This window comes from Sulfitobacter sp. (genome assembly GCF_036960155.1).
GTDB lineage: Bacteria > Pseudomonadota > Alphaproteobacteria > Rhodobacterales > Rhodobacteraceae > Sulfitobacter.
In genome coordinates this window covers 885,339-909,296 of sequence record NZ_JBALWB010000001.1, presented here as the reverse complement: position 1 = coordinate 909,296, position 23,958 = coordinate 885,339, and the positions used below count along the sequence as shown (strand labels likewise).

At 53.0% G+C, this 23,958-nt stretch carries 23 protein-coding genes; 14 read left to right on the top strand and 9 right to left on the bottom strand.

All coding sequences use genetic code 11. The features are described from left to right. Positions 1-58: 58 nt before the first annotated feature. The 7 genes from V7775_RS04610 to V7775_RS04580 all read left to right on the top strand — a co-directional run bounded on the left by V7775_RS04610 (position 59) and on the right by V7775_RS04580 (position 7,603). Positions 59-976, top strand: coding sequence for a Hint domain-containing protein (locus V7775_RS04610; protein ID WP_335750678.1), 918 nt, complete (start codon positions 59-61; stop codon positions 974-976). 117 nt (positions 977-1,093) lie between these two features. After that, positions 1,094-1,837, top strand: a complete 744-nt coding sequence (mtgA, locus tag V7775_RS04605; RefSeq protein WP_335750677.1) for a monofunctional biosynthetic peptidoglycan transglycosylase — start codon at positions 1,094-1,096, stop codon at positions 1,835-1,837. Between the two features lie 53 nt (positions 1,838-1,890). After that, positions 1,891-2,556 (top strand): FtsZ-binding protein FzlA, encoded by a 666-nt coding sequence (gene fzlA, locus V7775_RS04600; protein ID WP_335750676.1) that lies wholly within the window; start codon positions 1,891-1,893, stop codon positions 2,554-2,556. A 67-nt stretch (positions 2,557-2,623) separates the two neighbouring features. Further along, the gene (gene queG, locus V7775_RS04595) at positions 2,624-3,643 is read left to right on the top strand and encodes a tRNA epoxyqueuosine(34) reductase QueG (RefSeq protein WP_335750675.1); all 1,020 of its coding nucleotides are present in this window, start codon (positions 2,624-2,626) and stop codon (positions 3,641-3,643) included. A 70-nt stretch (positions 3,644-3,713) separates the two neighbouring features. Continuing rightward, positions 3,714-5,717: a hydantoinase/oxoprolinase family protein gene (locus V7775_RS04590; protein WP_335750674.1), complete on the top strand. Its 2,004-nt coding sequence runs from the start codon at positions 3,714-3,716 to the stop codon at positions 5,715-5,717. A 65-nt stretch (positions 5,718-5,782) separates the two neighbouring features. Further along, a complete protein-coding gene (locus V7775_RS04585; protein ID WP_335750673.1) occupies positions 5,783-6,148 on the top strand; it encodes a hypothetical protein in 366 nt (121 codons plus the stop codon). Positions 6,149-6,214: 66 nt separating this feature from the next. Then, positions 6,215-7,603: a PepSY-associated TM helix domain-containing protein gene (locus V7775_RS04580; RefSeq protein ID WP_335750672.1), complete on the top strand. Its 1,389-nt coding sequence runs from the start codon at positions 6,215-6,217 to the stop codon at positions 7,601-7,603. 81 nt (positions 7,604-7,684) lie between these two features. On the opposite strand, the gene msrA is transcribed toward V7775_RS04580, so the two are convergent. Further along, positions 7,685-8,194 (bottom strand): peptide-methionine (S)-S-oxide reductase MsrA, encoded by a 510-nt coding sequence (gene msrA / locus V7775_RS04575; RefSeq protein WP_335750671.1) that lies wholly within the window; start codon positions 8,192-8,194, stop codon positions 7,685-7,687. Next, positions 8,191-8,640, bottom strand: a complete 450-nt coding sequence (gene msrB / locus V7775_RS04570) for a peptide-methionine (R)-S-oxide reductase MsrB (RefSeq protein ID WP_335750670.1) — start codon at positions 8,638-8,640, stop codon at positions 8,191-8,193. The genes msrA and msrB overlap by 4 nt, the downstream gene beginning before the upstream one ends. Before the next feature lie 141 nt (positions 8,641-8,781). On the opposite strand from msrB, the gene V7775_RS04565 reads away from it, so the two are divergent. Beyond that, the gene (locus tag V7775_RS04565; RefSeq protein ID WP_335750669.1) at positions 8,782-9,408 is read left to right on the top strand and encodes a class I SAM-dependent DNA methyltransferase; all 627 of its coding nucleotides are present in this window, start codon (positions 8,782-8,784) and stop codon (positions 9,406-9,408) included. A gap of 4 nt (positions 9,409-9,412) precedes the next feature. Here the strand turns inward: V7775_RS04565 and V7775_RS04560 are convergent, their stop codons facing one another. The 6 genes from V7775_RS04560 to ade all read right to left on the bottom strand — a co-directional run bounded on the left by V7775_RS04560 (position 9,413) and on the right by ade (position 15,998). Beyond that, positions 9,413-10,399 (bottom strand): GlxA family transcriptional regulator, encoded by a 987-nt coding sequence (locus tag V7775_RS04560; RefSeq protein WP_335750668.1) that lies wholly within the window; start codon positions 10,397-10,399, stop codon positions 9,413-9,415. Between the two features lie 63 nt (positions 10,400-10,462). Further along, on the bottom strand, positions 10,463-11,332 hold the full coding sequence (locus V7775_RS04555) for a DMT family transporter (protein ID WP_335750667.1): 870 nt from the start codon (positions 11,330-11,332) through the stop codon (positions 10,463-10,465). Between the two features lie 157 nt (positions 11,333-11,489). Further along, on the bottom strand, positions 11,490-11,780 hold the full coding sequence (locus V7775_RS04550; RefSeq protein ID WP_335750666.1) for an HU family DNA-binding protein: 291 nt from the start codon (positions 11,778-11,780) through the stop codon (positions 11,490-11,492). A gap of 137 nt (positions 11,781-11,917) precedes the next feature. After that, the gene (locus V7775_RS04545) at positions 11,918-13,387 is read right to left on the bottom strand and encodes an AMP nucleosidase (protein WP_335750665.1); all 1,470 of its coding nucleotides are present in this window, start codon (positions 13,385-13,387) and stop codon (positions 11,918-11,920) included. 11 nt (positions 13,388-13,398) lie between these two features. After that, positions 13,399-14,205, bottom strand: a complete 807-nt coding sequence (locus V7775_RS04540; RefSeq protein ID WP_335750664.1) for a hypothetical protein — start codon at positions 14,203-14,205, stop codon at positions 13,399-13,401. After that, on the bottom strand, positions 14,202-15,998 hold the full coding sequence (ade, locus tag V7775_RS04535; RefSeq protein WP_335750663.1) for an adenine deaminase: 1,797 nt from the start codon (positions 15,996-15,998) through the stop codon (positions 14,202-14,204). The genes V7775_RS04540 and ade overlap by 4 nt, the downstream gene beginning before the upstream one ends. Positions 15,999-16,047: 49 nt before the next feature. Between ade and V7775_RS04530 the strand changes: the two genes are divergently transcribed. The 6 genes from V7775_RS04530 (at position 16,048) to V7775_RS04505 (ending at position 22,740) form a co-directional block, all read left to right on the top strand. Next, positions 16,048-16,479, top strand: a complete 432-nt coding sequence (locus V7775_RS04530) for a VOC family protein (protein WP_335750662.1) — start codon at positions 16,048-16,050, stop codon at positions 16,477-16,479. A gap of 68 nt (positions 16,480-16,547) precedes the next feature. Then, the gene (locus V7775_RS04525) at positions 16,548-17,303 is read left to right on the top strand and encodes a class II aldolase and adducin N-terminal domain-containing protein (protein ID WP_335750661.1); all 756 of its coding nucleotides are present in this window, start codon (positions 16,548-16,550) and stop codon (positions 17,301-17,303) included. 107 nt (positions 17,304-17,410) lie between these two features. Next, a complete protein-coding gene (locus tag V7775_RS04520; RefSeq protein WP_335750660.1) occupies positions 17,411-18,571 on the top strand; it encodes an acyl-CoA dehydrogenase family protein in 1,161 nt (386 codons plus the stop codon). Positions 18,572-18,606: 35 nt separating this feature from the next. Further along, on the top strand, positions 18,607-20,622 hold the full coding sequence (locus tag V7775_RS04515; protein WP_335750659.1) for an acetate--CoA ligase family protein: 2,016 nt from the start codon (positions 18,607-18,609) through the stop codon (positions 20,620-20,622). 12 nt (positions 20,623-20,634) lie between these two features. Then, entirely contained in the window at positions 20,635-21,414 is a 780-nt protein-coding gene (locus V7775_RS04510; protein WP_335750658.1) for a carnitinyl-CoA dehydratase, read from the top strand. A 72-nt stretch (positions 21,415-21,486) separates the two neighbouring features. Then, positions 21,487-22,740, top strand: a complete 1,254-nt coding sequence (locus V7775_RS04505; RefSeq protein ID WP_335750657.1) for a glycosyltransferase family 4 protein — start codon at positions 21,487-21,489, stop codon at positions 22,738-22,740. 9 nt (positions 22,741-22,749) lie between these two features. Here V7775_RS04505 and V7775_RS04500 read toward each other — a convergent pair whose 3' ends face one another. Continuing rightward, on the bottom strand, positions 22,750-23,859 hold the full coding sequence (locus V7775_RS04500) for a polysaccharide biosynthesis/export family protein (RefSeq protein WP_335750656.1): 1,110 nt from the start codon (positions 23,857-23,859) through the stop codon (positions 22,750-22,752). Between the last annotated feature and the right edge of the window lie 99 nt (positions 23,860-23,958).

Genomic DNA, 23,958 nt, shown 5'->3' with positions numbered 1-23,958 from the left:
AACTCTCGGCAAATTTGACCTGCATTTTAGGCATTAACCAATGCCGAGGATGCAGTTCATGCCAATTATTTACAAAGACCAGTTTTTCCAGATGGATCCGGGCAATCCGCCCGCTTTTGGAACCGCATTGACCGTTCAGCGCGCTGAGTTCATTGATTTCGATGAAAACGGTCAAATCAACCCAAACAGCAATGATACCTTTGAAGGCAACTTGATCTCTAGGGTTTGGGTGAATGACTCGATCACGATCAATGTGGCGGGTATTGGTAATATTCAGTATTTTGGTGTCACCTTCTATTTTGCCAATGGTGACCCGGCGGTTTTCACACCCAACGACGGGCAGGCGCTTCAAGACGGGACTTTCGTCAGCAGCACCTTTGTTAATACTAGTACGCAAATGCCCGTGGGAACATTTGGCCCCACCTGTTTCACCCCTGGAACACAAATAGACGTTCCCGGTGGAACCTGCGCGGTTGAAGACATTGTCGCAGGCGACCTGGTTGAGACAATGGATGAGGGCGCGCAACCTGTACGACTGGTTTTGCGTCAGACCGTGCGCGCCTATGGCAGTTTCGCCCCGATCCTTTTTGAGGAGGGCAGTATAGGAAATGAACGCGCATTTATGGTTTCGCCTGAACACCGGATGTTGATTTCGGATTGGCGGACCCAGCTGATGATGGGGTGTGATGAGGCCTTGGTGGCTGCGAAACATCTGGTAAATGATCGCGATGTACGTTTTGTAGAAGGGGGCGTAGTTGAATATATTCACCTGCTCTTTGACCGACACCAGATTGTTTTTGGTGAGGGCTGCCCCTCAGAAAGCTGTTTGCCGGATACGGGACTGGCGCTACAAGGGTGTGAACAACAGGCTGAATTGCTGACGCTCTTTCCGCAATTGGCAGATCACAAGTGTCGAACATTAGCTGCGCGTACAGTCGCTAGAAAGATTGAAGCAACCTGTTTAATGGCGGCGTGATGTTGCAGGTAGTAGGTTTTTACAATGGCAGTGCGGTTTTTGGCACGGCAGGGACTGATGTTAATCTCTTTTCACAGCAAAGTTCACAAATACGATATGCATCGCTATAGCTGAACAATGGCAAAACGTACTTCAAAAACCACAACAAAACCCAAGGGAAAAGCTCCGGCAAAAGAGCCCAAACGCCTGCCTTTGCGGCGACGCATCAGGCGTTTTGTTTGGCGGGTTGTGGCCGTTGTATTTTTACTGGTGGCAGCAGCTGTGCTGCTAGGGCGGATCGTGAACCCGCCAACAACGGCATATATGTTCAGCGAATCCCGTCGATTGGGTGGTGTGGATTATGAATGGGTACTGATGCGAGAGATTGCACCGGTAATGGCGCGCGCTGTTGTTGCTGCTGAGGACGCAAATTTTTGCGAACATTGGGGCTTTGACCTCAAGGCGATCAAATTGGCGATATCACAAGGATCAAACCGTGGTGCATCAACGCTGAGTCAGCAGACTGTAAAAAACGTCTATCTGTGGCACGGGCGCACGTGGATTCGCAAAGCATTAGAGGCAGGTATTACGCCGATAGTGGAAGCGGTTTGGCCAAAGCGGCGAATATTAGAGGTCTATCTAAATGTCGCAGAATTCGACGAAGGGGTATTTGGTGTTGAAGCGGCTTCGCGTCATTATTTCAAAGTTGGACCAGAAGAATTGACCGCGCGGCAGGCATCGCAACTGGCAGCGGTCCTTCCTTCGCCAAAAACACGAAGTGCATCGCGGCCGACGAATTACCTCAAAAAACGGGCGGCGCAAATCCGCTCGGGTGCGGCAACAATCAAAGCTGACGGGCGGGCAGATTGTTTCGAGAGTTGAATGTTTGCGCGTCACAAGGCATTTAGGTCGGGTACCCCATTTACGGATTTATCATGGCCCGCCTGTTTCACGTCCCTCTATCGCCCTTTTGCCGCAAGATTAGGCTAAGTCTCGCGGAAAAGAAAATTGAGTGTGAACTGGTTGAGGAACGGTATTGGGAGCAAGATCCAGACTTTTTACGTCGTAATCCGGCTGGCAAAGTACCAGTGCTTCGATTGGATGGTATCATGATGTCCGAAAGCGCAGCGATTTGTGAGTACATCGAAGAGACGCGCCCAGAGCCATCTTTGCTCCCGTCTGATCCTGCACAAAAGCTGGAAGTACGACGGTTGGTCAGCTGGTTCGACGACAAATTCCATCAGGAGGTCACCTCGAAGCTTTTGTATGAGCGGGTGAACAAGAAGATGATGAAGTTGGGTTATCCCGACAGCAAGAATGTAAAAGCAGGCGCACGTGCGATCAAATTCCATCTCGGTTATTTGACTTGGCTGCTTGATCATCGTCGCTGGTTGGCTGGTGATACAATGACCTTGGCTGATTTTGCAGCAGCCGCGCATTTGTCCTCGCTTGACTATATTTCGGATGTTGACTGGAATAGTTGCCCAGAAGTGAAAGATTGGTATGCGAAAATCAAATCGCGTCCTGCTTTCCGATCAATTTTGGCGGATCAGGTTCCCGGATTTACACCACCGAAGCACTATAATGATCTGGATTTCTGATTCCATTCCATGTGCTGCTTCTAGTACAGGCAGGCTGTGCGGAATTTGGTTCAAAGGCTTTTAGATCATGGATATTAAGGCAAGGCTGACCGCCCAAGCATTGGCTGAAGGGTTTGTGGCCTGCCGTATTTGTCGACCTGATTCCGTCCCAGAAGTGCCCGAACGATTAGATGCGTTTCTGGAAGCCGGATATCACGGGCAAATGGGCTGGATGGAAGAACGCAAACATTGGCGTGGCGATCCATCTGTTCTTTGGCCGGAGGCCCGCTCGGTCATCATGCTGGCTGAAAGTTACGCACCTGAACATGATCCGTTAGCAATTTTGGAGCGGCCAGACCTAGGGGCGGTTTCTGTTTACGCGCAGGGACGCGATTATCATGATGTCGTTAAGAAGCGTCTCAAGCGGTTAGCGCGTTGGCTCATTGAACAAGAACCGTGTCAGGTGAAGGTATTTGTCGATACCGCGCCCGTTCCAGAGAAGGCATTAGCGCAGGCCGCGGGGTTAGGGTGGCAAGGCAAGCACACCAATATCGTAAGCCGTGATTGGGGGAATTGGGCCTTTTTAGGCTCTGTTTTTACCACGCTAGAGTTAGAACCCGACGCGCCTGAAGTGGATCGGTGTGGAAGTTGTACCGCCTGTCAGGAGGTTTGTCCGACGAATGCATTTCCTGCACCATATAAATTAGATGGGCGGCGGTGCATTTCATATCTGACCATCGAACACAAAGGCCCCGTTGACGAGAAAATGCGTTCAGCGCTGGGCAATCGTATTTACGGATGTGATGATTGTTTGGCGGCGTGCCCTTGGAACAAGTTTGCCGTTGCGGCAAGTGACATGCGTTACCATGGCAGTGCAGGTGGTACGTTGGCCGAGCTTGTTGTGCTAGATGATGTAGCATTTCGCACGCGGTTTTCTGGATCTCCAGTCAAGCGGATAGGCCGGGATAGGTTTGTGCGCAATGTGCTCTATTCCATTGGGAATTCGGGCGACCTATCGCTGCGCGACGCTGCTCAGGCTCTATGTGAGGACCCTGACGGAGCTGTTGCTGATGCCGCGCGATGGGCAGTGGCGCAACTGGCACTTTAATGACGCGAATAGGCTGGCTTTGTTCTACTGGTAGGTTAGGACACTTCCCAACAACTCGAAGGAGAGATCCATGGCTTTGCTTTTGGGCGTAGATACTGGTGGCACCTACACGGACGCGGTGATTATCCGTGACGAGCGAGACGTGATCGCCAGCGCCAAGGCGTTAACCACGCGGCATGATTTGGCCATCGGCGTTGGAGGGGCCGTGCGGGCAGTTTTGGAACAGTCAGGTGTAGCAGCAGCAGACATCGCGTTGGCTTCGCTGTCTACAACCCTTGCAACAAATGCACTTGTGGAGGGGCAAGGCGGACGTGTTGCGCTAGTCTATATTGGTTTCAAAGAACGTGATCTGGAAACACATGGATTGCTCGAGGCACTCAAAGGTGATCCACATGTTGTGCTGGCGGGAGGCCACAACCACGCAGGAGGCGAGGCTGCGCCACTAGACGAAGAAGGCCTTCGGATGTTCCTGAAACAGCATGGTGCGGGCGTTGGCGGCTTTGCTGTGGCTGCCCAGTTTGGGACGCGTAATCCAGCGCATGAATTGCGGGCGATGGCCCTGATTAGTGAATTGACTGACAGACCAGTTTCCGCTTCGCATCAATTATCAGCAAAGCTGAACGGTCCAAAGCGCGCGATGACAGCCGTTTTGAATGCGCGGCTGATTGGTATGATTGATCGACTCATCGGACGGGCGGAAGACACGCTGAAAGACTTGGGCGTCGTTGCGCCATTGATGGTGGTGCGTGGTGATGGTGCGTTGATATCCAGCGCGCAAGCACGCGAACGACCAATTGAAACAATCCTGAGCGGCCCTGCGGCGTCCATTGTGGGCGCGCGGTGGATGACAGGCGCAGATCACGCATTAGTCTCTGATATTGGCGGAACGACAACTGATGTTGCCCTGCTTAGAGACGGTCGTCCGGCGATTGATCCAGCGGGCGCGCGTGTCGGCCCCTATCGCACCATGGTCGAGGCGGTTGCGATGCGGACGACAGGCCTAGGCGGTGATAGTGAAGTACATTTCCTGTCTGAAGGTTTGCAAGGCGGCGTTTCACTAGGTCCTCGGCGTCTGCTTCCGGTGTCTTTGGTTGCAATAGATGCGCCGGATATCGTGCATGCTACGCTTGAGTCTCAATTGCGAAGTACCCTCCCGGGGGAACATGATGGAATTTTTGTGCGCGCGGTTGCAGGTCAGACCATGGAGGGCATCGGGCCGCGCGAAGAGGCGTTGCTGGAACGAATCGCAGACAATGTCCATCCATTGGGTGATGTACTGCGTTCGCGGATTGAGAATGGTGCGCTTAAACGGTTGGTCGAACGTGGGTTAGTCCAGATCGCAGGTGTGACGCCCTCGGATGCGAGCCACGTACTGGGCTTGGCGGATACATGGGATGTGGATGCAGCCCAAAAGGCACTTACGTTGTTTGGCCGCAGGCGTACCGGATCAGGTGACAGACTTGCTGCTGATCCAAAGGTGATGGCGCGGATCATCATTTCTCAGCTCGAGCATCAAACTGCATTGACCTTGTTAGAGACTGCATTTGCCGAAGAAGAGACGAAATTCGGCTTAGAGCCGGATGTGTTGGCGCGACACGTCTTAATGCAGCGTGGATTGGGCGGACATCAGGGTTTAGTGCGTCTGGATACGGGGCTGGCCGTGCCTGTTATTGGATTGGGAGCGTCAGCGAGCACCTATTATCCTGCGGTTGGTACAAGATTGGGATGCGAAATGATCCTGCCAGAACACGCGGGCGTGGCAAATGCTATTGGTGCTGTTGTGGGCCGTGTGACCATGCGGGAAGCTGGCACAATAACGTCGCCTAGTGAGGGCAAATACCGTGTTCACTTGACCGAAGGCCCAGAGGATTTTGGCGATGCGGAGCAAGCACTTTTGCGGCTCGAAGATGTGCTGCGTGCTCGCGCATTGGCGGCAGCAGAGGCGGCTGGGGCCGAGGATATTCAAGTGAGCGTGGCACGCGATGTGCGCAGTGCAGGCGTTGAATCCCGTGAAGTGTTTGTGGAGGCTGAAGTGTCAGTAGAAGCCACAGGTCGCCCACGCGTTGCGGTTTGAAAAATGCAATTACGTCCTACATAATTTGCTCGCATAGCGCGAAGAAGTTGTTTAGATCGTGTCTCATGTCGATGATGAGATCACTCTCTTTCAGATTTCTTACATCCTGCGCATTGATTATTGCGTTGGCAGCTTCGGGTTTTGCCCATGCCAGTCCACGGATGGAATCTTCGCCTGAGCTTTTGGCCTACATCGCGGCGGGCGGTTCTCTGAGTGATCTATGCGGAACTGCTGGTGAACAGGATGGCGCACAGACCCAAAAATGTGAGGCCTGTCGACTGATTGGCGCGGTTGTTTTGCCGCGTGACTGTCACGGTGTTCCTGTTCTTCTATCCGATCAAGCTCTCAAGCTGTCCTTTGTCGCTAAGCGTGTACATCACACGCGCCCGCTTGATCCTTCCCGCCTAACACGCGCTCCTCCGCAAGCCTGACCTCACCTTACAGAGTTCAAATTTTTGCCCGCTATAGATGCGGACCCATAGGCGTGGAGCCAAAACATGACACCTACTGACACCAATGCGCAGCCCGAGGGCAGCGTAAATAAATTCTATTTCGCAGCGTGGCGCTGGCATTTTTATGCCGGGCTTTTCGTTATTCCGTTTTTCACGGTTCTGGCAATCACGGGCATGTCCATGTTGTGGATTGCTTGGATAGACGGCCGAGATGGGGAGCGCACTGTCGTAGTCCCACAAGAGATCATTGCACCGATCTCGCAACAAGCTGAAGCTGCTGTTGAGGCCATCCTTGGTGGGACGTTGATACAATATGTGGCGCCGCGTAACGATGCAGTCGCGAGCTTGTTTCGGGTTGATCTAAACGATGACGCCATAATGGTCGCCGTTGATCCCTACACAGCAAAAGTGATCGAAACATTCCCGCGGCACAGCGGGTGGTACGATTTCGCAGATAATATCCACGGTGAGTTGATGCTGGGTGTCACAGGCGACCGTATGATTGAAACGGCAGCTTCGTTGGCACTCGTTTTGATCGCAACAGGCTTGTACATGTGGTGGCCGCGTGAAGCGGGTTGGCACAAGGCGCTTATTCCCAACTTTTCTGGCGGTCGAACGATGTGGAAATCTCTTCACGGAGTCGTTGGCATTTGGTTGTCTGTGTTTTTGGTGTTCTTCCTGATCTCGGGGCTGTCGTGGTCGGGCGTATGGGGTGGCAAAATGGTGCAAGCGTGGAGCCAGTTCCCTGCTGAAAAATGGGATGCTGTGCCCTTGTCAGATGACATTCACGCCAGCATGAACCACGACCGTCGTGAGGTGCCATGGGCGCTTGAACAAACACAAATGCCTGCCTCTGGCAGCGATGCAGGAACAGGCGGCGTCGTGGACACGGCGGTTACGTTGGACGCGGTGGATACGCTGGCCCGTGAGATTGGATTTGATGCGCGATATCAACTGAATGTTCCACAATCAGATACAGGTGTTTGGACGTTGAGCCGTGATTCAATGAATACAGATAGCACTGATCCGATGTCAGATCGGACGGTTCACGTTGATCAATATACAGGCAAGGTTTTGGTGGACGTTCGGTATGAAGACTATTCGCTTGCGGGCAAGGCGATGGCAGTTGGTATTGCATTGCACATGGGCACGATGGGTCTTTGGAGTGTACTTGCAAACACGCTTGTCTGCCTATCGGTGATTTTTCTGTGTGTTAGTTCCATCGTTCTTTGGTGGAAACGCCGGCCTGCACATGCTGGCCGTTTGTCAGCGCCGCCAATGCCAAAAGAAATGCCACTTTGGCAAGGCGCCATATTGGTTGGGCTTGCCGTTTCAATGGCCTTTCCTATGGCTGGTCTGGCTTTGCTGGCGGTTCTGACATTGGATGGGCTGATCCTGTCGAGATTGCCACGACTACGCCATAGCCTGACCTAGTCAGGCGCCCGTATGGCTTCGTCAAATAAATGTTGCATGACAAAGAAAGGGCCACCCGATCTACTGGGTGGCCCTTAGTTATTATTCCGCTGCCGCACGCCTTGGCAGGACCCAATCGGGGCGGGGGAAGTGGCAAGTATATCCATTTGGAATACGTTCAAGGTAGTCTTGATGCTCTGTTTCGGCTTCCCAGAAGTCTGAAACTGGTTCAATCTCGGTGACGACCTTACCGGGCCAAATGCCCGATGCTTCGATATCGGCGATGGTATCCAGCGCGACAGATTTTTGGTCTTCGTCCTCAAAATATATCGCGGAACGATAGCCCATTCCGCGGTCATTACCTTGGCGGTTCTCTGTCGTGGGGTCGTGGATTTGAAAAAACAGTTCAAGCAATTCGCGGTAGCTAAAAACAGCCGGATCAAACATGACCTCTATGGCTTCAGCGTGGGTGCCATGATTGCGGTACGTCGCGTTTGGAACATCACCACCTGAATATCCCACACGGGTGCTGACCACACCTTTGCGTTTGCGGATCAAATCCTGCATGCCCCAGAAACATCCACCTGCCAGTACTGCGCGTTGATTGCTCATGTTACGTCCTCCACTTGATCAATGTATTTTCCATACCCTTCGGCATCCATGTCGTCGCGGTGGATAAACCGCAATGACGCCGAGTTGATGCAATAGCGCAGGCCGCCACGGTCAGGCGGTCCATCTGGAAACACATGCCCAAGATGGCTGTCACCATGGGTACTGCGAACCTCGGTGCGGACCATGCCCAATGTTGCATCGCGTAGTTCTTGCACGTGCTCTGTATCTATCGTCTTGGTGAAGCTGGGCCATCCGCAGCCGCTCTCGTACTTGTCAGCAGATGCGAACAGTGGCTCGCCTGAGACAATATCAACGTAGATACCAGGGGCTTTGTTCTCCAGCAACTTGCCCGTGCCCGGACGTTCCGTACCGCTTTCTTGCGTGACGTGGAATTCTTCAGGTGACAGGGTTGCGATAACGTCAGGGTTTTTGGTGTATTCCGACATGTGTGTTTCCTTGCGTTTTGCTTACCCTACTAGATGGGGCTTATAGAGGAGAAATCAAAGGGGTATTGCTTGAGACGAGAGATAGGCGATTGAGATATTCCTGAACTGGGTTAGCATTACACTCTAACAATTGAGGTCGCGATGCACGATAAACCTGATCTGGATAAAGCCTACGCATTAGAGACACCTGAGGACAATCAGGCACTCTATGCCGACTGGGCGACGACCTATGACGCAGGCTTTGCGATTGAGATGGACTACCAGTTGCCGCAAATCGTAGCGGAGATTTTGTCTGAACAGACACCTCAGGGACCGATCTTGGATGTTGGGGTGGGAACGGGGCTGGTAGCACAGGCGTTTCCATTGAAGAGCAGAATTGAGATGCATGCATTGGACATCTCTCCAGAACTGCTGGCTGTTGCCATGAACAAGGGGCTGTATACACGAGCAATACAGGCCGATCTGACGCTGCCACTGACGTTGGAGGTTGAAACATACGGTGCGGTGGTGAGTTCAGGTACGTTCACACACGGACACGTTGGTCCCGTCGCACTGGATGAGTTACTGCGAGTGGCTAAATCAGGCGCCGTTTTTGTCCTTGCGATTAATGCGGAACATTTTGAGGCACGTGGTTTTACAGAGAAGTTCGCGAGCTTAGAGACTGATATCGATGCTTTGGAGTTTCGAGAAGTGGCGATCTATGGCGCTGGTGCGGATATTGCGCATCGCAATGACACTGCGCAGATCGCGATATTTAGAAAACGTTGATACTTTAGCTGTGGTCAGACCAAAGAACCTTACCATCAGTGGCCTCCAACCCGGGTGGGATGCCATAGGCGGCGCGGTAGTTTTTTGAAAAATGCGACAAAGATTTGAATCCGCAAGCGATGCAAACATTCGTTACAGTTAGATCAGTTTGGCGCAATAAGTTGCGACCTTTTTCCAACCGGATGCGTAAATAATGTCGCTTGGGAGAGATGGACAAATACTTGGCAAACAACCGTTCTAGCTGCCGAGTAGATAGCCCAACAACGCCTCCAATTTCTTCAGGGCTTAGGGGGTCTTCGATGTTGTTTTCCATAACCTGCATAGCCAACAGCAATTTTGGATTACGCACCTCTGGCCGTGATTGAAGGGACATCCGTTGGGCGTCAGAATGGGCACGTGGCACAGTATAGACCATTTGGTCAGCAACCCATGTTGCCAAATCCGCGCCATAGTCGTCACGCAAGCGATGCAGCATCATGTCCATTGACGCAGCTCCGCCAGCGGAGGTGAATACGCGGCCATCAATGGAAAAGATTGTGTCTTCCATGATTACGTCAGGCAGCATTTCAGCGAGTGCGGTCTTGTACTCCCAATGGGTTGTGACGCGCTTGCCGCCAATCAAGCCAGCCAAAGCAAGGATGTAGGTTCCCGATGAGAGTGCGCCAAAATCATTTCCGCGCCGCGCTTCGCGGCGGAGCCAGTTCAAGAGGGTTTTTGAGCCCGCCTTACCGGCATGTTCTCCTGCGCAAACAACCAATGTCTCCCCGCGATCCAGCGGAGTTAGGGCGCTGTCTGTTGCGATCTTTACACCGTTATAGGCCTCGACAGGCTCGCCTGTTTCAGAAAGTAGACGCCAGCGGTAAAATACCTGTTTTGAGGGATGGTGGTTGGCAAGGGATAACGCATCAAGCGCACAGGAAAAGCCCAGCGTAGAAAAGCCGGGGAGAAGTAGAAAAGCGTAGGGTTTTGGGGTGGTGTGTGTGTCGGTCATAGACAACACAATACCAAATCGCAGCAACCCCACATGATGAGGTGCGTCATCTAGATGTCGGAATTAGGCCACGCGTTGGCGCGATATTTGAACCGCCAGAATACCAGCTGCGATGATTGCGACACCAATTATGTCTCGTGGCCCGAGGGCTTCGCCCAGCAAAAGGGCAGCTATTGCAACACCAAAGAAAGGATTGAGGAAATGGAACGTCGCCGCGCGGGTTGCGCCGATGCGGCCCACCAGAAGAAACCAAATCCATGTCGCGGTAAGGCCTGGAACGAGACAGGTGTAGACAAAAGCAATAGCAAGTGGCCAGCTTGGTGTGACTTGCGGTGTTTCAAATAAAAGCGTTGCAATGCTTAGTGCAACAAATCCCACTAACATCTGAAGACCCACGACCATCAAGAGGTTTCCACCTGCGGATGCGCCGCGCACGGTTAGCGTCGCGATGGTGAGTGCCAGCACTCCGATAAAGCAGATCCCAAGGCTGACGAGGTCCACACCATCGGTAATGCGTGAACCCATAATAAGCGCGACACCAACAAGGCCGGCGATGAGGCCAATAATGCCCAACGGGCTAAGCTTGTCCCCCATAAATGCCCACGCAGCCAGTGCGACCATCAAGGGCATTGTAGACGCAATGATTGAGGCAAGCGACGCTTCGATTGTCTGCATAGCCACAAAGAACAGGCCCAAATAAACTGCGTTCTGCAAAAATCCAAAGCTGATGGTAGCCCGCCATTGAGCGCGCGATAATCGCCAACTTTGTCCAAGTGCCCAAGCAAGCCCAACGCCGATAATGCCGGAAACAAGGTAGCGCATGGATAGGGCAAACAGAGGAGATGCATCTGTTACAATTATGCGGGCTGATGTGAAGGCAGAAGACCACATGAGCGCGAAAGCAAGGCCAAGTCCGATAGCGCGTATGTCCATGAAGTCTCTGCCTGCTGATCGCTGAATTCCGTTGACCATCGGTTAGAAAACAACGAGTTGCAACCGCCGATAATTCGGTTGAATGAGACGCAGTCGAAAAAGAAAAGGGCCGCCCGAATGGACGACCCTTTCATAGACAATCAGCTTATGGCTGATATCAACCGTTAACGCTGTCTTTCAGCGCTTTGGCGATGGTCATTTTCACAACCTTGTCCGCTTCTTTCTTGAACTGCTCACCAGTCGCAGGGTTGCGAACCATGCGCTCAGGACGTTCGCGGCAATAGATTTTGCCAACGCCTGGAAGAGTCACGGCACCGCCACCAGATACTTCTTTGGTGATCAGTGCGCATACTGCATCAAGTGCGCTGCCTGCAGCTTTTTTGTCGGTGCCCATTTCATCTGCCAGTGCGGCGACGAGCTGAGTTTTTGTCATTGGTTTGGTTGCCATTATTAATCTCCTCGGCTGCCCGAATGTTGGGCCTCATTAGCAGAATGTAACGGTATGTAGTAAGCAAACACAACGAATAGTGGCGACATTTCCTAAGAAATAGGAGGTTTTCCGCATATTTCTTAGGTCAATAGGCCTCAAAGGAAGGCAGTTTCGTCAAATGAGCGCAATTTCCGGCTGTGAATCCGCTCTAGCGGCATACCGCGAAGCTGCTCCATCGCGCGAATTCCGATCATCAAATGGTTTGCAACTTGGGTTTTGTAAAAGTCTGACGCCATACCGGGAAGCTTTAACTCGCCGTGCAGTGGCTTGTCTGAGACACATAGTAATGTGCCATAGGGCACGCGGAAGCGATAACCGTTTGCCGCGATTGTCGCGCTTTCCATATCCAGTGCAACTGCGCGAGATTGGCTGAGGCGTTGAACAGGGCCAGATTGGTCGCGCAGTTCCCAGTTGCGATTGTCGATAGTGGCAACAGTTCCCGTGCGCATGATGCGCTTCAGCTCATACCCCTCAAGCTGGGTCACCTGAGCGACGGCATTTTCAAGTGCGATCTGGATCTCAGCCAGCGCAGGGATTGGAACCCAGACCGGTAGGTCATCATCCAGCACGTGATCTTCGCGCAGATAGGCATGGGCGAGAACAAAATCACCCAAGGCTTGCGTGTTGCGCAGGCCTGCACAGTGTCCAACCATCAACCACGCATGTGGGCGCAGTACCGCGATGTGATCGGTCGCGGTTTTGGCATTGGATGGCCCGACGCCGATATTCACCAGAGTGATGCCAGAACCATCTGCGCGTTTCAGGTGGTAGGTCGGCATTTGCGGTAATTTGGCAGTCGCTTCGATGGGAGAATCCCCATCGGTGATTTCTTGATTTCCGGTTGAGACAAAGGAAGTGTAGCCACTGCTTTTGTCACGCAGCATGGCCCGGGCGTATTCTTCAAACTCAGTCACGTAGAATTGGTAGTTGGTGAATAAGACGTGGCACTGAAAATGGTCCGGATCAGTAGCCGTGTAATGCGCGAGCCGTGCCAGTGAATAATCCACACGTTGCGCGGTGAAGGGGGCCAATGGCTCCACACCATCTGGTGCCACATAGGTGCCGTTGACGATGTCATCGTTGGTGGTGCTAAGGTCGGGCACGTCAAAAACATCGCGCAGCGTAAAGTCGGCAGCACCATCTTGTGGCACCGTCATGCCCGCATCGCTGGTCATGGCAAAATGTACAGGGATGGGTGTTTCAGACGCGCCGATGATCACAGGTTGCCCGTGGTTTTCAATCAGCAGGCCAACCTGTTGGATGAGGTAGTTCCTGAACAGATCTGGCCGTGTGATTGTCGACGCATAAGTTCCAGGCCCTGAGACATGTCCAAAGCTTAGTCGCGTATCAACTTGGGCATAGGATGAGGTCGTAAACCGAATCTCGGGGTAAAACGCGCGAATACGCGTTGGGGGCGGCGTGTTGGCCATCGCATCGGCAAACTGCGTTCGCAAAAAACCAATCGACTGCACGTAAAGTTCGGTCAGACGGTCCACGGCGGCGGTGGCATCAGTGAATGCTTCGGCCTTGGGCGCGTCGGGTGTCAGAGTTTGGTACTGCTTCATAATACTATGTCTCAATTCTTTGTTTCAAACAGCGTGCCGATCTTATCCATGATCGTTTCTGAGCTGTCGGTGTCGTTAAGATCAAGGGATTCAACCGTTCGCATCAGTTCTAGCTCATAAGCCAGTTCTTCTTCGGAGGGTTCGGGCGTAGCCGATGAAATCCATTTCGCGAAAGGGTCGTTTGTTTCGGTGTCATGATATTCAGGGAAATTCGAAATTCCCAGCTCGCGTGCAGTTGTGGGCATATCTAGATCAAAGCGTTGTTTGAGAAACTCTTGCAAGGCGATAGGCGCGACAGGTTGCTCACTAGGGTCCAAGTCAGTGATGGCTCCAACGCCATGGTAATCTAATGCCGCCTGCAATGGGGTAATATCTGTTTGTTCTAATGCGCCCGCTTCTAGATAGCCCATGGCTAGAAATTGCAGCAGGACCAGCGGATCATCTGTGATCACCCTTAGGCTGTCATGCCCGATGTGGACAAAATGCTGTTTGCCCATTTCATCAAGCCAGATGGCAACCCTCCCTCCATCACCTGACGTGACGCCGATCTCAGCGATGCGGTTATCGACGGCCGTGTCAGGTGCTGACCAATGATTGGTATAGGGCACGGTTGTGCCGCCAAAGGTGACGTGGCTTGTTCCTAGGTGATTTAAGAATTCAGGCGGATAGATGGAGAGCCAATGATCTTCGGGTGCGCCTGTCTTTCGAAGATGAAGCCAACCTTGATCTTCTAACCAGTCGAAAACCTCAACCAAATCGGAAGGCAGCGTGACCCCCGCAGGCATAAGGGAGGTCAGCTTCTTTGCGAACGTCTTCATGTGACGATCACATCTACGAACTCAAAGGTACGCACATCTACCAACCCCAAATCAGAGATCCTCAGCTCGGGGATCACGACGAGCGCCAGCAACGAGTGCTGCATGTAGGCGTTATTAAGGGTGCATCCGCAGTCGCGCATTGCTTGCATCATGATGTCCGTCTTAGCGGCCACTTCGGCAGCGGGCTTGTCAGACATGAGGCCCGCAATGGGCAGATCAATGGTCGCGAGGGGGACACCGTCTTTGAAAACTGTGATGCCGCCGCCAAGCTGCTTGAGGTGGTTTGCCGCAAGCGCCATGTTTTCGGCATCAGTGCCGACCACGATCATGTGGTGGCTATCGTGTGCCACGGTCGAGGCCATCGCCATGTTCCCCGTATACCCAAAACCAGACACAAGCGCGTTGACCACGCCACCTGTTGCACGATGCCGTTCTACCAATGCGATTTGGCAGACATCACCGTGCGCGGTGACACGCCCTTCGGTTACTGGCAGCTCGAATTGCAGCGCGCGGGTGGGCGCCTGATTTTCGACCACACCAATTACATTTGCCGTGACAGCGTTGGCACCAGCAGGTGCGGTGATTGTAAAGTCGTCGCCTTTTAGATCACGCGCCATGTTGACAGTCTGACGCGCGTGAGTTGGCCAGTTGTAGTGTGGGCAATCGACCAGACATTCACCATCCTGTGCAACGATTTGGCCGCGTGCGATGACTGTCTCAATGGGCAACGTCTTGAGGTCCGAAGAGAGGATCACGTCAGCACGGCGACCTGGCGTGAGGGAGCCAATGTCACGTTCTAAGCCAAAGTGGGTGGCAGTGTTGATCGTCGCCATTTGCAACGCGACCAGCGGATCACAACCACAATCAATAGCGTGCCGCACGGCACGGTTCATGTGACCGTCATTGACCAATGTACCAGAGTGGCAATCATCGGTGCAAAGTATCATGTTGCGCGGATCAAGGCCGCGTTCGGTAATAGCGGTGATCTGGCTTTCGACATCATACCACGCCGAACCAAGACGGATCATGGATCGCATCCCTTGGCGCATCCGCGCGATTGCGTCTTCTTCGCAGGTGCCCTCATGATCATCAGCTGGGCCTCCGGCAACATAGGCTGCAAAAGGTGCGCCCAGATCGGGAGAGGCATAGTGCCCACCAACCGTTTTGTTCGCGCGCTGTGTTGCTGCGATTTCAGCTAGCATTTGAGGGTCGGCGTTGCTGACACCGGGAAAATTCATCATCTCTCCCAGACCAATGATTCCCGGCCACTCCATGGCTTCGGCTACGTCCTCGGCTGTGATCTCGAATCCGGTTGTTTCCATGCCGGGTGCGCTGGGCGCGCATGAGGGCATTTGTGTGAAGATGTTTATGGGCTGCATCAGTGCTTCATCGTGCATCATGCGCACACCCTCGAGGCCCAGAACATTTGCGATCTCATGCGGATCGGTAAACATACTGGTTGTCCCGTGTGGTATCACCGCACGGGCAAACTCAGCAGGGGTGAGCATGCCACTTTCGATGTGCATATGGCCGTCGCAAAGACCAGGGATCATGTAGCGGCCATTGGCCTCAATGATCTGAGTATCAGCTCCTTTGCAATGATCCGCTGAGGGACCAACAAATGCGATACGGCCGCGCACGATTGCGATGTCATGTTCAGGGATAGCTTCACGGGTATGGACGTTTACCCAGATGCCGCCAGTGATAATCATGTCGGCAGGCGTGCGGCCTGCGGCGACATTGACCAGATCGGTGGCCACGTCGGGCCAAGTGGGGAATGTTGCTTGTGTCATGTCCCAATATTTCACAGGGTTTGCGCAGGCACAAGCGGGAGGAGAAGTAATGGACTATGATCAAGTCGGAGCAGCGGAATTTGGCGCAGGGTTACGTGGGATTGGATTAAACCTGTTGGTAAGGGATGTTGCTGCACAAGTGGCCTTTTTAGAGACTGTTTTTGGTATGAGTGCCCACCAGTCGACTGCTGATTTCGCTATCATGGTTTATGGCGCACAAGTATTTCAATTACATTGCGACAGCACTTACCATTCGAATCCCCTGTTGGGGCTATTGCCCGAAAACCCACCACGCGGTGGAGGTATTGAGATTAGGCTGTATGACACCGATCCCGAAGAGGCCTGTGTGCGTGCAAAGGCAGCAGGTGGTACCATTTTACAAATGCCAACAAACAAGCCGCATGGCCTGCGTGAAGCGTATATCTTATGTGAGAATGGATATGCTTGGGTGCCGAGCCGCCCATTGGTTAACGACGAATAATGTCGCAGATAGGATGGACGGGTCGCCAATAGGATGATCTGTGGTAAGGCAAGGAAAAGGATGGATAAATGAGCGTTACAGAATTGAAATCGAACATGGACCACTGGCAAGAACGTGTGGATATGGCTGCTGCATTTCGCTGGACTGCGCGGCTTAATATGCACGAAGGTGTTGCGAACCACTTTTCCCTTTCGGTGAATGATGATGGAACGCAGTTTCTGATGAATCCAAATCAGGTTCATTTTAGCCGTGTTAAGGCGAGTGATCTGCTTTTAATCGACGCAAATGATCCAGATACCCTTGTGGGGCCTAATGCGCCTGATCCGACTGCGTGGGGGTTGCATGGCGGTGTTCACCGCGCTTGCGGCCACGCGCGCTGCGTTATGCATGTTCATTCGATTTTTGCGACCGTGCTGGCATGTCTTCAAGACAGCCGCTTGCCGCCGATTGATCAAAATTGCTGCACGTTTTTCAACCGAGTTGTGATTGACGAAGATTACGGCGGCTTGGCATTTGAGGATGAGGGAGCGCGCTGCGCCGAATTGCTGACAGATCCCAAGCAAAAAGTCATGGTTATGGGCAGTCATGGTGTGATGGTGATCGGTGACAGCGTAGCTGATACTTTCAACCGATTGTACTATTTTGAACGCGCCGCAGAAACATATATTCGGGCTTTGCAAACAAATCTTCCTTTGCGCCGGATCAGTGATGAAATTGCAGAAAAGACTGCAAGTGAGTTGGAAAACTACCCCGAACAAGATGCACGCCATTTGGCCGAACTAAAGGCGATATTGGACGGTGAAGGGTCCGATTATGCTGGCTGAATTACGGTAATCTACATGTGCCACAAGGCAAATCAATCTGTTCCCTTCACGAAGGGGCGGAAGCAAATAATGTGAATGCGTAAACGATTACATAGCGGGAAAAGACCATGATTTACGGCCTGACAGAAGAACATCAGATGATCGCGGATTCAGTGCGCACATTTGTTGAGAAAGAGATTTATCCGCATGAGGAACTGGTAGAGCGCACGGGCGAAGTACCAGCTGAGATCGCTCAGGAGATCAAACAAAAGACGATTGATCTGGGGTTTTATGCCTGCAATTTCCCTGAAAGTGTCGGATGTGCGGGATTGAACCACGTAGAATTTGCGCTGGTCGAGCGTGAGTTGGGCCGTGGCTCCATGGCGTTGAACCACTTTTTCGGTCGGCCGCAAAACATCCTGATGGCCTGCGAAGGAGAGCAGATCGAGCGTTACCTGATGCCAGCAGTCCGCGGTGAACGTATGGATGCGCTTGCGATGACAGAGCCGGGTGCGGGGTCTGATGTGCGCGGGATGAAATGTAATGCCGTGCGTGACGGTGGAGATTGGGTGGTCAATGGGACCAAGCATTTCATCTCTGGTGCAGATCATGCGGATTTCATCATTGTCTTTATCGCCACTGGTGAAGATCAGACACCCAAGGGCCCCAAGAAACGGATCACAGCCTTTTTAGTTGATCGGGACACACCGGGTTTTACCATTCGTGATGGGTACAAATCGGTCAGTCATCGCGGTTATAAAAACATGATCCTTGATTTTGATGACTGTCGATTGCCCGACGCACAGGTGCTAGGTGAAGTTGATAGCGGGTTTGAGGTGATGAATACGTGGCTCTATGCGACGCGCATCACGGTTGCCACGATGAGTGTTGGTCGCGCGCGCCGTGTGTTCGACTACGCCTTAAACTATGCGGCCGAACGTGAGCAGTTCGGTCAAAAGATTGGCAAGTTTCAGGGCGTGTCGTTCCAGTTAGCGGATATGATTACCGAGATTGACGCGGCCGATTTACTGACACTTGCAGCCGCAGATCGGCTGGACAAAGGCGTGTCTGCAAACCGTGAGATCGCCAGTGCGAAACTATACGCCAGCGAGATGCTGTCGCGTGTGACAGATGCTGCGATTCAAATACATGGCGGTATGGGACTGATGGATGATTATCCGTTGGAACGTTTCTGGCGCGATGCACGTGTTGAGCGGATTTGGGATGGTACGTCTGAAATTCAACGTCACATCATTAGCCGCGAAATGCTGCGGGCCTTGGGTGCGTAAAGGGACTGTGATGAAATACATAAAAGGAACGCGAAATGACGCGTGATCTATCGCGGCTGCTGCGCCCGCAATCGATTGCAGTGATTGGTGGTGGCGCATGGTGTGCACAAATCATCAAACAATCGCGGCGCATGAACTTTGCAGGCCGTATTGATGTTGTTCACCCTCGCGGAGAAATCATCGAAGGTGTTCAAGCCGTGCCTGAACTGGGCGCGCTTGATCATGCGCCAGACGCGGTTTTTGTCGGTGTTAACCGGCATGCAACCATAGAAGTTGTTGCCGCGCTTGCCGCTATGGGCGCGGGGGGCGCTGTGTGTTTTGCCTCCGGTTTTTCCGAGGCCGCGGCAGAAGATGAAACCGGCTCAGACCTACAGGCTGCATTGGTTGCGGCAGCAGGTGATATGCCAGTGTTAGGGCCAAATTGTTACGGGTTCATTAATGCGCTGGATGGCGCTCTTTTGTGGCCTGATCAGCATGGCTGTGTTGCGGTCGACAAAGGCGTTGCCATTCTGACGCAATCATCAAACATCGCGATAAACCTGTCCCTGCAGCAACGTGGTTTGCCAATAGCTTATGTGGTTGCCTGCGGGAACATGGCGCAAACATCACAGGCGCAAATTGCGACCGAACTGTTGGATGATCCGCGCGTGACAGCCATTGGTTTGCACATTGAAGGCTTTGGCGATTTGGCCGCTTGGCATGAGCTGGCCCATAAGGCCAAGCGCAAGGGCGTGCCGTTGGTTGCACTAAAGGTTGGCAAATCAGATCAGGCCCAGCAGGCAGCGGTTTCACATACCGCATCCCTTGCGGGGAGCGATGCAGGTGCCAAGGCGCTGTTGGCGCGGTTAGGCATTGGCCGTGTTTCTGATCTGCCTACATTTTTAGAGACACTTAAATTGCTGCATATGGTTGGTCCACTGGATGCGCCGACGTTATCGTCGATCAGCTGCTCTGGGGGCGAAGCGAGCTTGGCCGCTGATACGGCTGTGGGTTCAGGTATGACATTTCCAGCATTGTTGCCTGAACAGCGCCACGATTTGGCGGCGGCGCTTGGTCCGATGGTCGCGCTGGGCAATCCGTTGGATTATCACACTTACATTTGGCGTGATGCAGAAAAGATGGCGTCGGCATGGTTGCCCATGGCAGCCGAGCATATCGGCCTCACGCTTATTATCGTTGATTACCCGCATACAGACCCTGTTGATTGGGTTTGCGCAACCGAGGCCGCCTTGGCCGTCAGGGCGCAAAGTGGGCGGCCCGTTGCGATGGTCGCTACGTTGTCAGAATTGATGCCGCCGGATATTGCCATAACACTGATGGAAGGTGGCGTTGTGCCGATGTGCGGTTTGACAGAGGCAATCGCCGCTGCCGCTGTTGCTGCGACAATGGGCGCCCCTGATACCGCTGCAGTTCTAGTGCCCGGATCTGATCGTATAGCTGAGTTGGTTGATGAAGGTACAGCCAAGGCGGCACTTGCGCAGTACTGTGTTCCTGTCCCTAAGGGGGGCTTGGTCGCTGATATTGATGCATTGCCTACACAAGCGGCCCAGCTTGTTGGGCCATTGGTTCTGAAAGTGACAGGCCTTGCGCATAAGTCCGAGGCAGGTGGCGTAAAGCTTGGTGTGTCACCCGAAGATGTTGTCACCGCCGCGCAGTCGATGCCAAAAGGCGGCTATCTGCTTGAGGAAATGGTGCAGGGCGCAGTTGCGGAACTTTTGGTTGGCGTCTTACGGGATCCGGCGCATGGATTTGTACTGACGCTAGGCGCGGGCGGCGTTTTGACAGAGCTTTGGCAAGATACGGCATCAGTGTTGGTGCCTGCTTCGGCTCATTCTGTTGAAACGGCGCTGCGTTCGCTCAGGATATGGCCCTTAATTGAAGGGTATCGGGGTAAACCCGCTGCTAATCTGGATGCCATTGTTGCTGCGGTGATGGGTGTGCAGGATTACATTGTTGCCAATGCTGACCGCGTCAGCGAAGTAGAGATTAACCCGCTGATGTGTACACCCGACGTGGCCATCGCTGTGGATGCGCTTGTGCGCGAAGCTTAAGGAGATAACGACATGGACCCGATCAAGACACGCCGTGAAGGCGCCATTCTAGAGGTCACGCTGGACCGTCCCAAAGCCAATGCAATTGATCTAATGACTTCGCGGCGTATGGGCGAAGTGTTTGCTGAATTCCGCGATGATCCAGAACTGCGGGTTGCGATTATTACTGGCGCTGGAAATAAGTTCTTTTGTCCGGGGTGGGATTTGAAAGCGGCGGCTGATGGCGACGCGGTTGATGGCGATTACGGTATCGGGGGTTTTGGCGGATTGCAGGAATTACCAGGTTTGAACAAGCCAGTGATTGCTGCCGTGAATGGTATCTGTTGCGGTGGCGGGCTTGAATGGGCCCTGAGTGCTGACATGATTCTTGCCGCCGATCACGCAACATTTGCGCTGCCTGAAATTCGTTCAGGCACGGTTGCCGATGCGGCAAGTGTGAAGTTGCCCAAACGCATCCCGTATCACATCGCCATGGAGCTGCTGCTGACGGGCCGTTGGTTTGATGCGCAAGAGGGCAAAGGATGGGGCATGATCAATGAGATCGTTGCCGCAGATCAATTGATGGACCGCGCATGGGAGCTGGCACGCCTGTTGGCATCTGGCCCGCCGCTGGTTTACGCGGCGATCAAAGAGATTGTGCGCGACGCAGAGGATGCCAAGTTTCAAGATGCTATGAACCGGATTACAAAACGGCAATTGCCCAGTGTTGATATCCTCTATTCATCTGATGATCAGCTGGAAGGTGCGCGGGCATTTTCAGAAAAACGCGATCCCGTCTGGAAGGGTAAGTAACCACAATTTGCCAATTGTGGGCAGTTGAGGTTATCTGACCTGATTGATTAGATAGAAAGGCGATATGCCCCAATGAATATTATGTTTGTTCACCAAAATATGCCCGGCCAATATCGAGAGCTCGTGCAGTGGTTGGCCGAGAGGCGCGAACATAAGATTTACTTTCTGACCCAGCGAAAGAACCCTCCTAAGATCGAGGGCGTTGAGACACGTATCTACAAGCCACACCATGCCCCAAAGAAAGAGGCCTACGGCCTTAGTAAAGTTTGGGAAGAAGCAACTGGTGCCGGTTTTGGAGCTGCCATCGCGGGACAACAGCTCGAACAGAAGGAGGGTTTTAAGCCCGACTTGATCGTTGGGCATGTAGGGTGGGGTGAGCTGACATTCTTCAAGCAAGTCTGGCCAGACGTTCCGATAATTGGGTTCTTTGAATATTACTACCGCCTGCACGGCGGGCCAGTAAACTTTGATCCCGATGAACCGGTCAACGAGCACACGCCATTCTTGTTGCACGCACGTAACGCGGTGCCGGCAGCGAATATTACGACGGTTGATCGTGGGATTAGCCCGACCAAATGGCAGCGCGACTGCTTTCCACCGGAAATGCATAGCAAGATTTACGTTTGCCATGATGGCATCCGTACGGACAAGTTGGTTCCTAACCCCAAAGCGACACTAAAATTGGGCCGGATTGATAAGCTCCAAACCTGCGATGATGAGATCATTACCTACATGGCGCGCAATCTGGAGCGGATGCGTGGGTTTCACCAATTTATGCGCGCCTTGCCTGACATCTTAGAGGCACGGCCAAATGCGCGGGTGTTGATCATTGGTGGGAACGAAGTTTCATATGGTGCCAAAAACAAGAAGCCGGGTGGTTTGCGTGGCGAAATGGAAGCCGAAGTTGGCGATCGCGTGGATTGGAGCCGTGTGCATTTTCTGGGGCAGGTGCCCTATGAGGATTATCAGAAAATCATCCAAATCAGCAGATGTCATATCTACATGACGATGCCGTTTGTTCTGTCTTGGTCGCTGTTAGAGACGATGTCGATGGAAGCAACGATTGTTGCCTCGGATGTCGAACCGGTGCGCGAGGCGATGACGCATGGCGAGACTGGGTTGCTTGTCGATTTCCACAACCCTGCAGCGCTTGCGCAGCAAGTGATCGATGTGTTGGAACGGCCAGAAGATTTTGCCCACCTTGGCCCTGCAGCGCGAAAGCATGTGATCGCTGAGTATGACTTCCTGACAAAATGCCTGCCGGAACATATTGCCGAAATGAATGCCCTGCTGCCGCAGGACAAACAGATCAACATGCCCGATTAGTCGGGCGGTTTAGTTGCTGGCGATGTTAACCAGACCAAATGCTGAACCGACAAGGCCTACAATTACAGTAGCACTAGACACAGGGCTTTCGGTGGCCAGAACAAGGTCACCGGAATTGATGTGAAAATTCCGCGCAGAGAAAAGCCCGTCTGAGGTGGTTAGATCAATGGTAAAGACGACACGCTGTTGGCGTGGCCCGCGCTGACCGGATTTAAGCGCTGAGGCGGGGTATTCGCGCAGGACTAGCACACCTTTTGGATTTGCGCGGGTATCGTTAACGCCTCCAATGATGGAAAGCGCATCAAGTGCAGATACGTTATCTCTGTTAAAGTCGAACTGGCTTTCGGCACCTGCCGCCCCAAGAGATAGGAAGTAGCGTGGGTCTTTTTCTACAATGACCCTGTCGCCACCGCGCAGGCGGGTGTCCATGTCAGGGTTGTCAAATAGACGTTGAAGAGATGTTCGATAGGTTTTGTGGCTGCGGATCAGTTTGATTTGCGGATTAGTCAGCGCTTCATTTACGCCGCCAGCAGCAGAAATCGCCGCCATCACCGAGAAATTCTGATCTGGCATCCTGATGTTGCCAGGTGAACTGACCCCGCCGACCATATCAACCGAATTTATTCGGCCTTCTGTCACAGAGAGCTGTACTTGTACGCCCGGAGCCACCGTTTCAAGCTGGCGTTGAAGTAACATGCGGGCGTTATCAGGTGTCCGGTCGGCAACACGGACTTTCCCGACGTAGGGTACAAAGATTGATCCACCCTCAGATACGCGCAAGTTAGAAAGCTCTGTGCTTCTTTCATCTGGGCCCATCAGCAGTGAATTTTCCGCGCTGTCCCAGATGATAACGTTCAACGTGTCTCCAGCACGGATGATCTGTGCGTTTGATCCGTGGCTGTGGGACAACCAGTTATATCCGCGCTCTCCGGTCTTGGGCCACTCGGCTACGCTAGGTAGGAATGCCTTTGAAACTGGGTAGACGGCAAAATCTGCTTCAGGCTTATCGGCGCCTTTCGTGATCTCCGTTTGGATGGCTGCACCACGGGGCAACGTGCCACAAGCCGCAACAGTAACGCAAAGCGCGATCCAAAGAATGTACTTTGTTATCTTGCCCATTGGTTTCACCGCTCAATCTAATTCAATTTTACCCATTGGCCACACCGTTAATCCGGAGGGATTGGGTTGGAAATTCTTAAATCGCAAGATACTGCATGA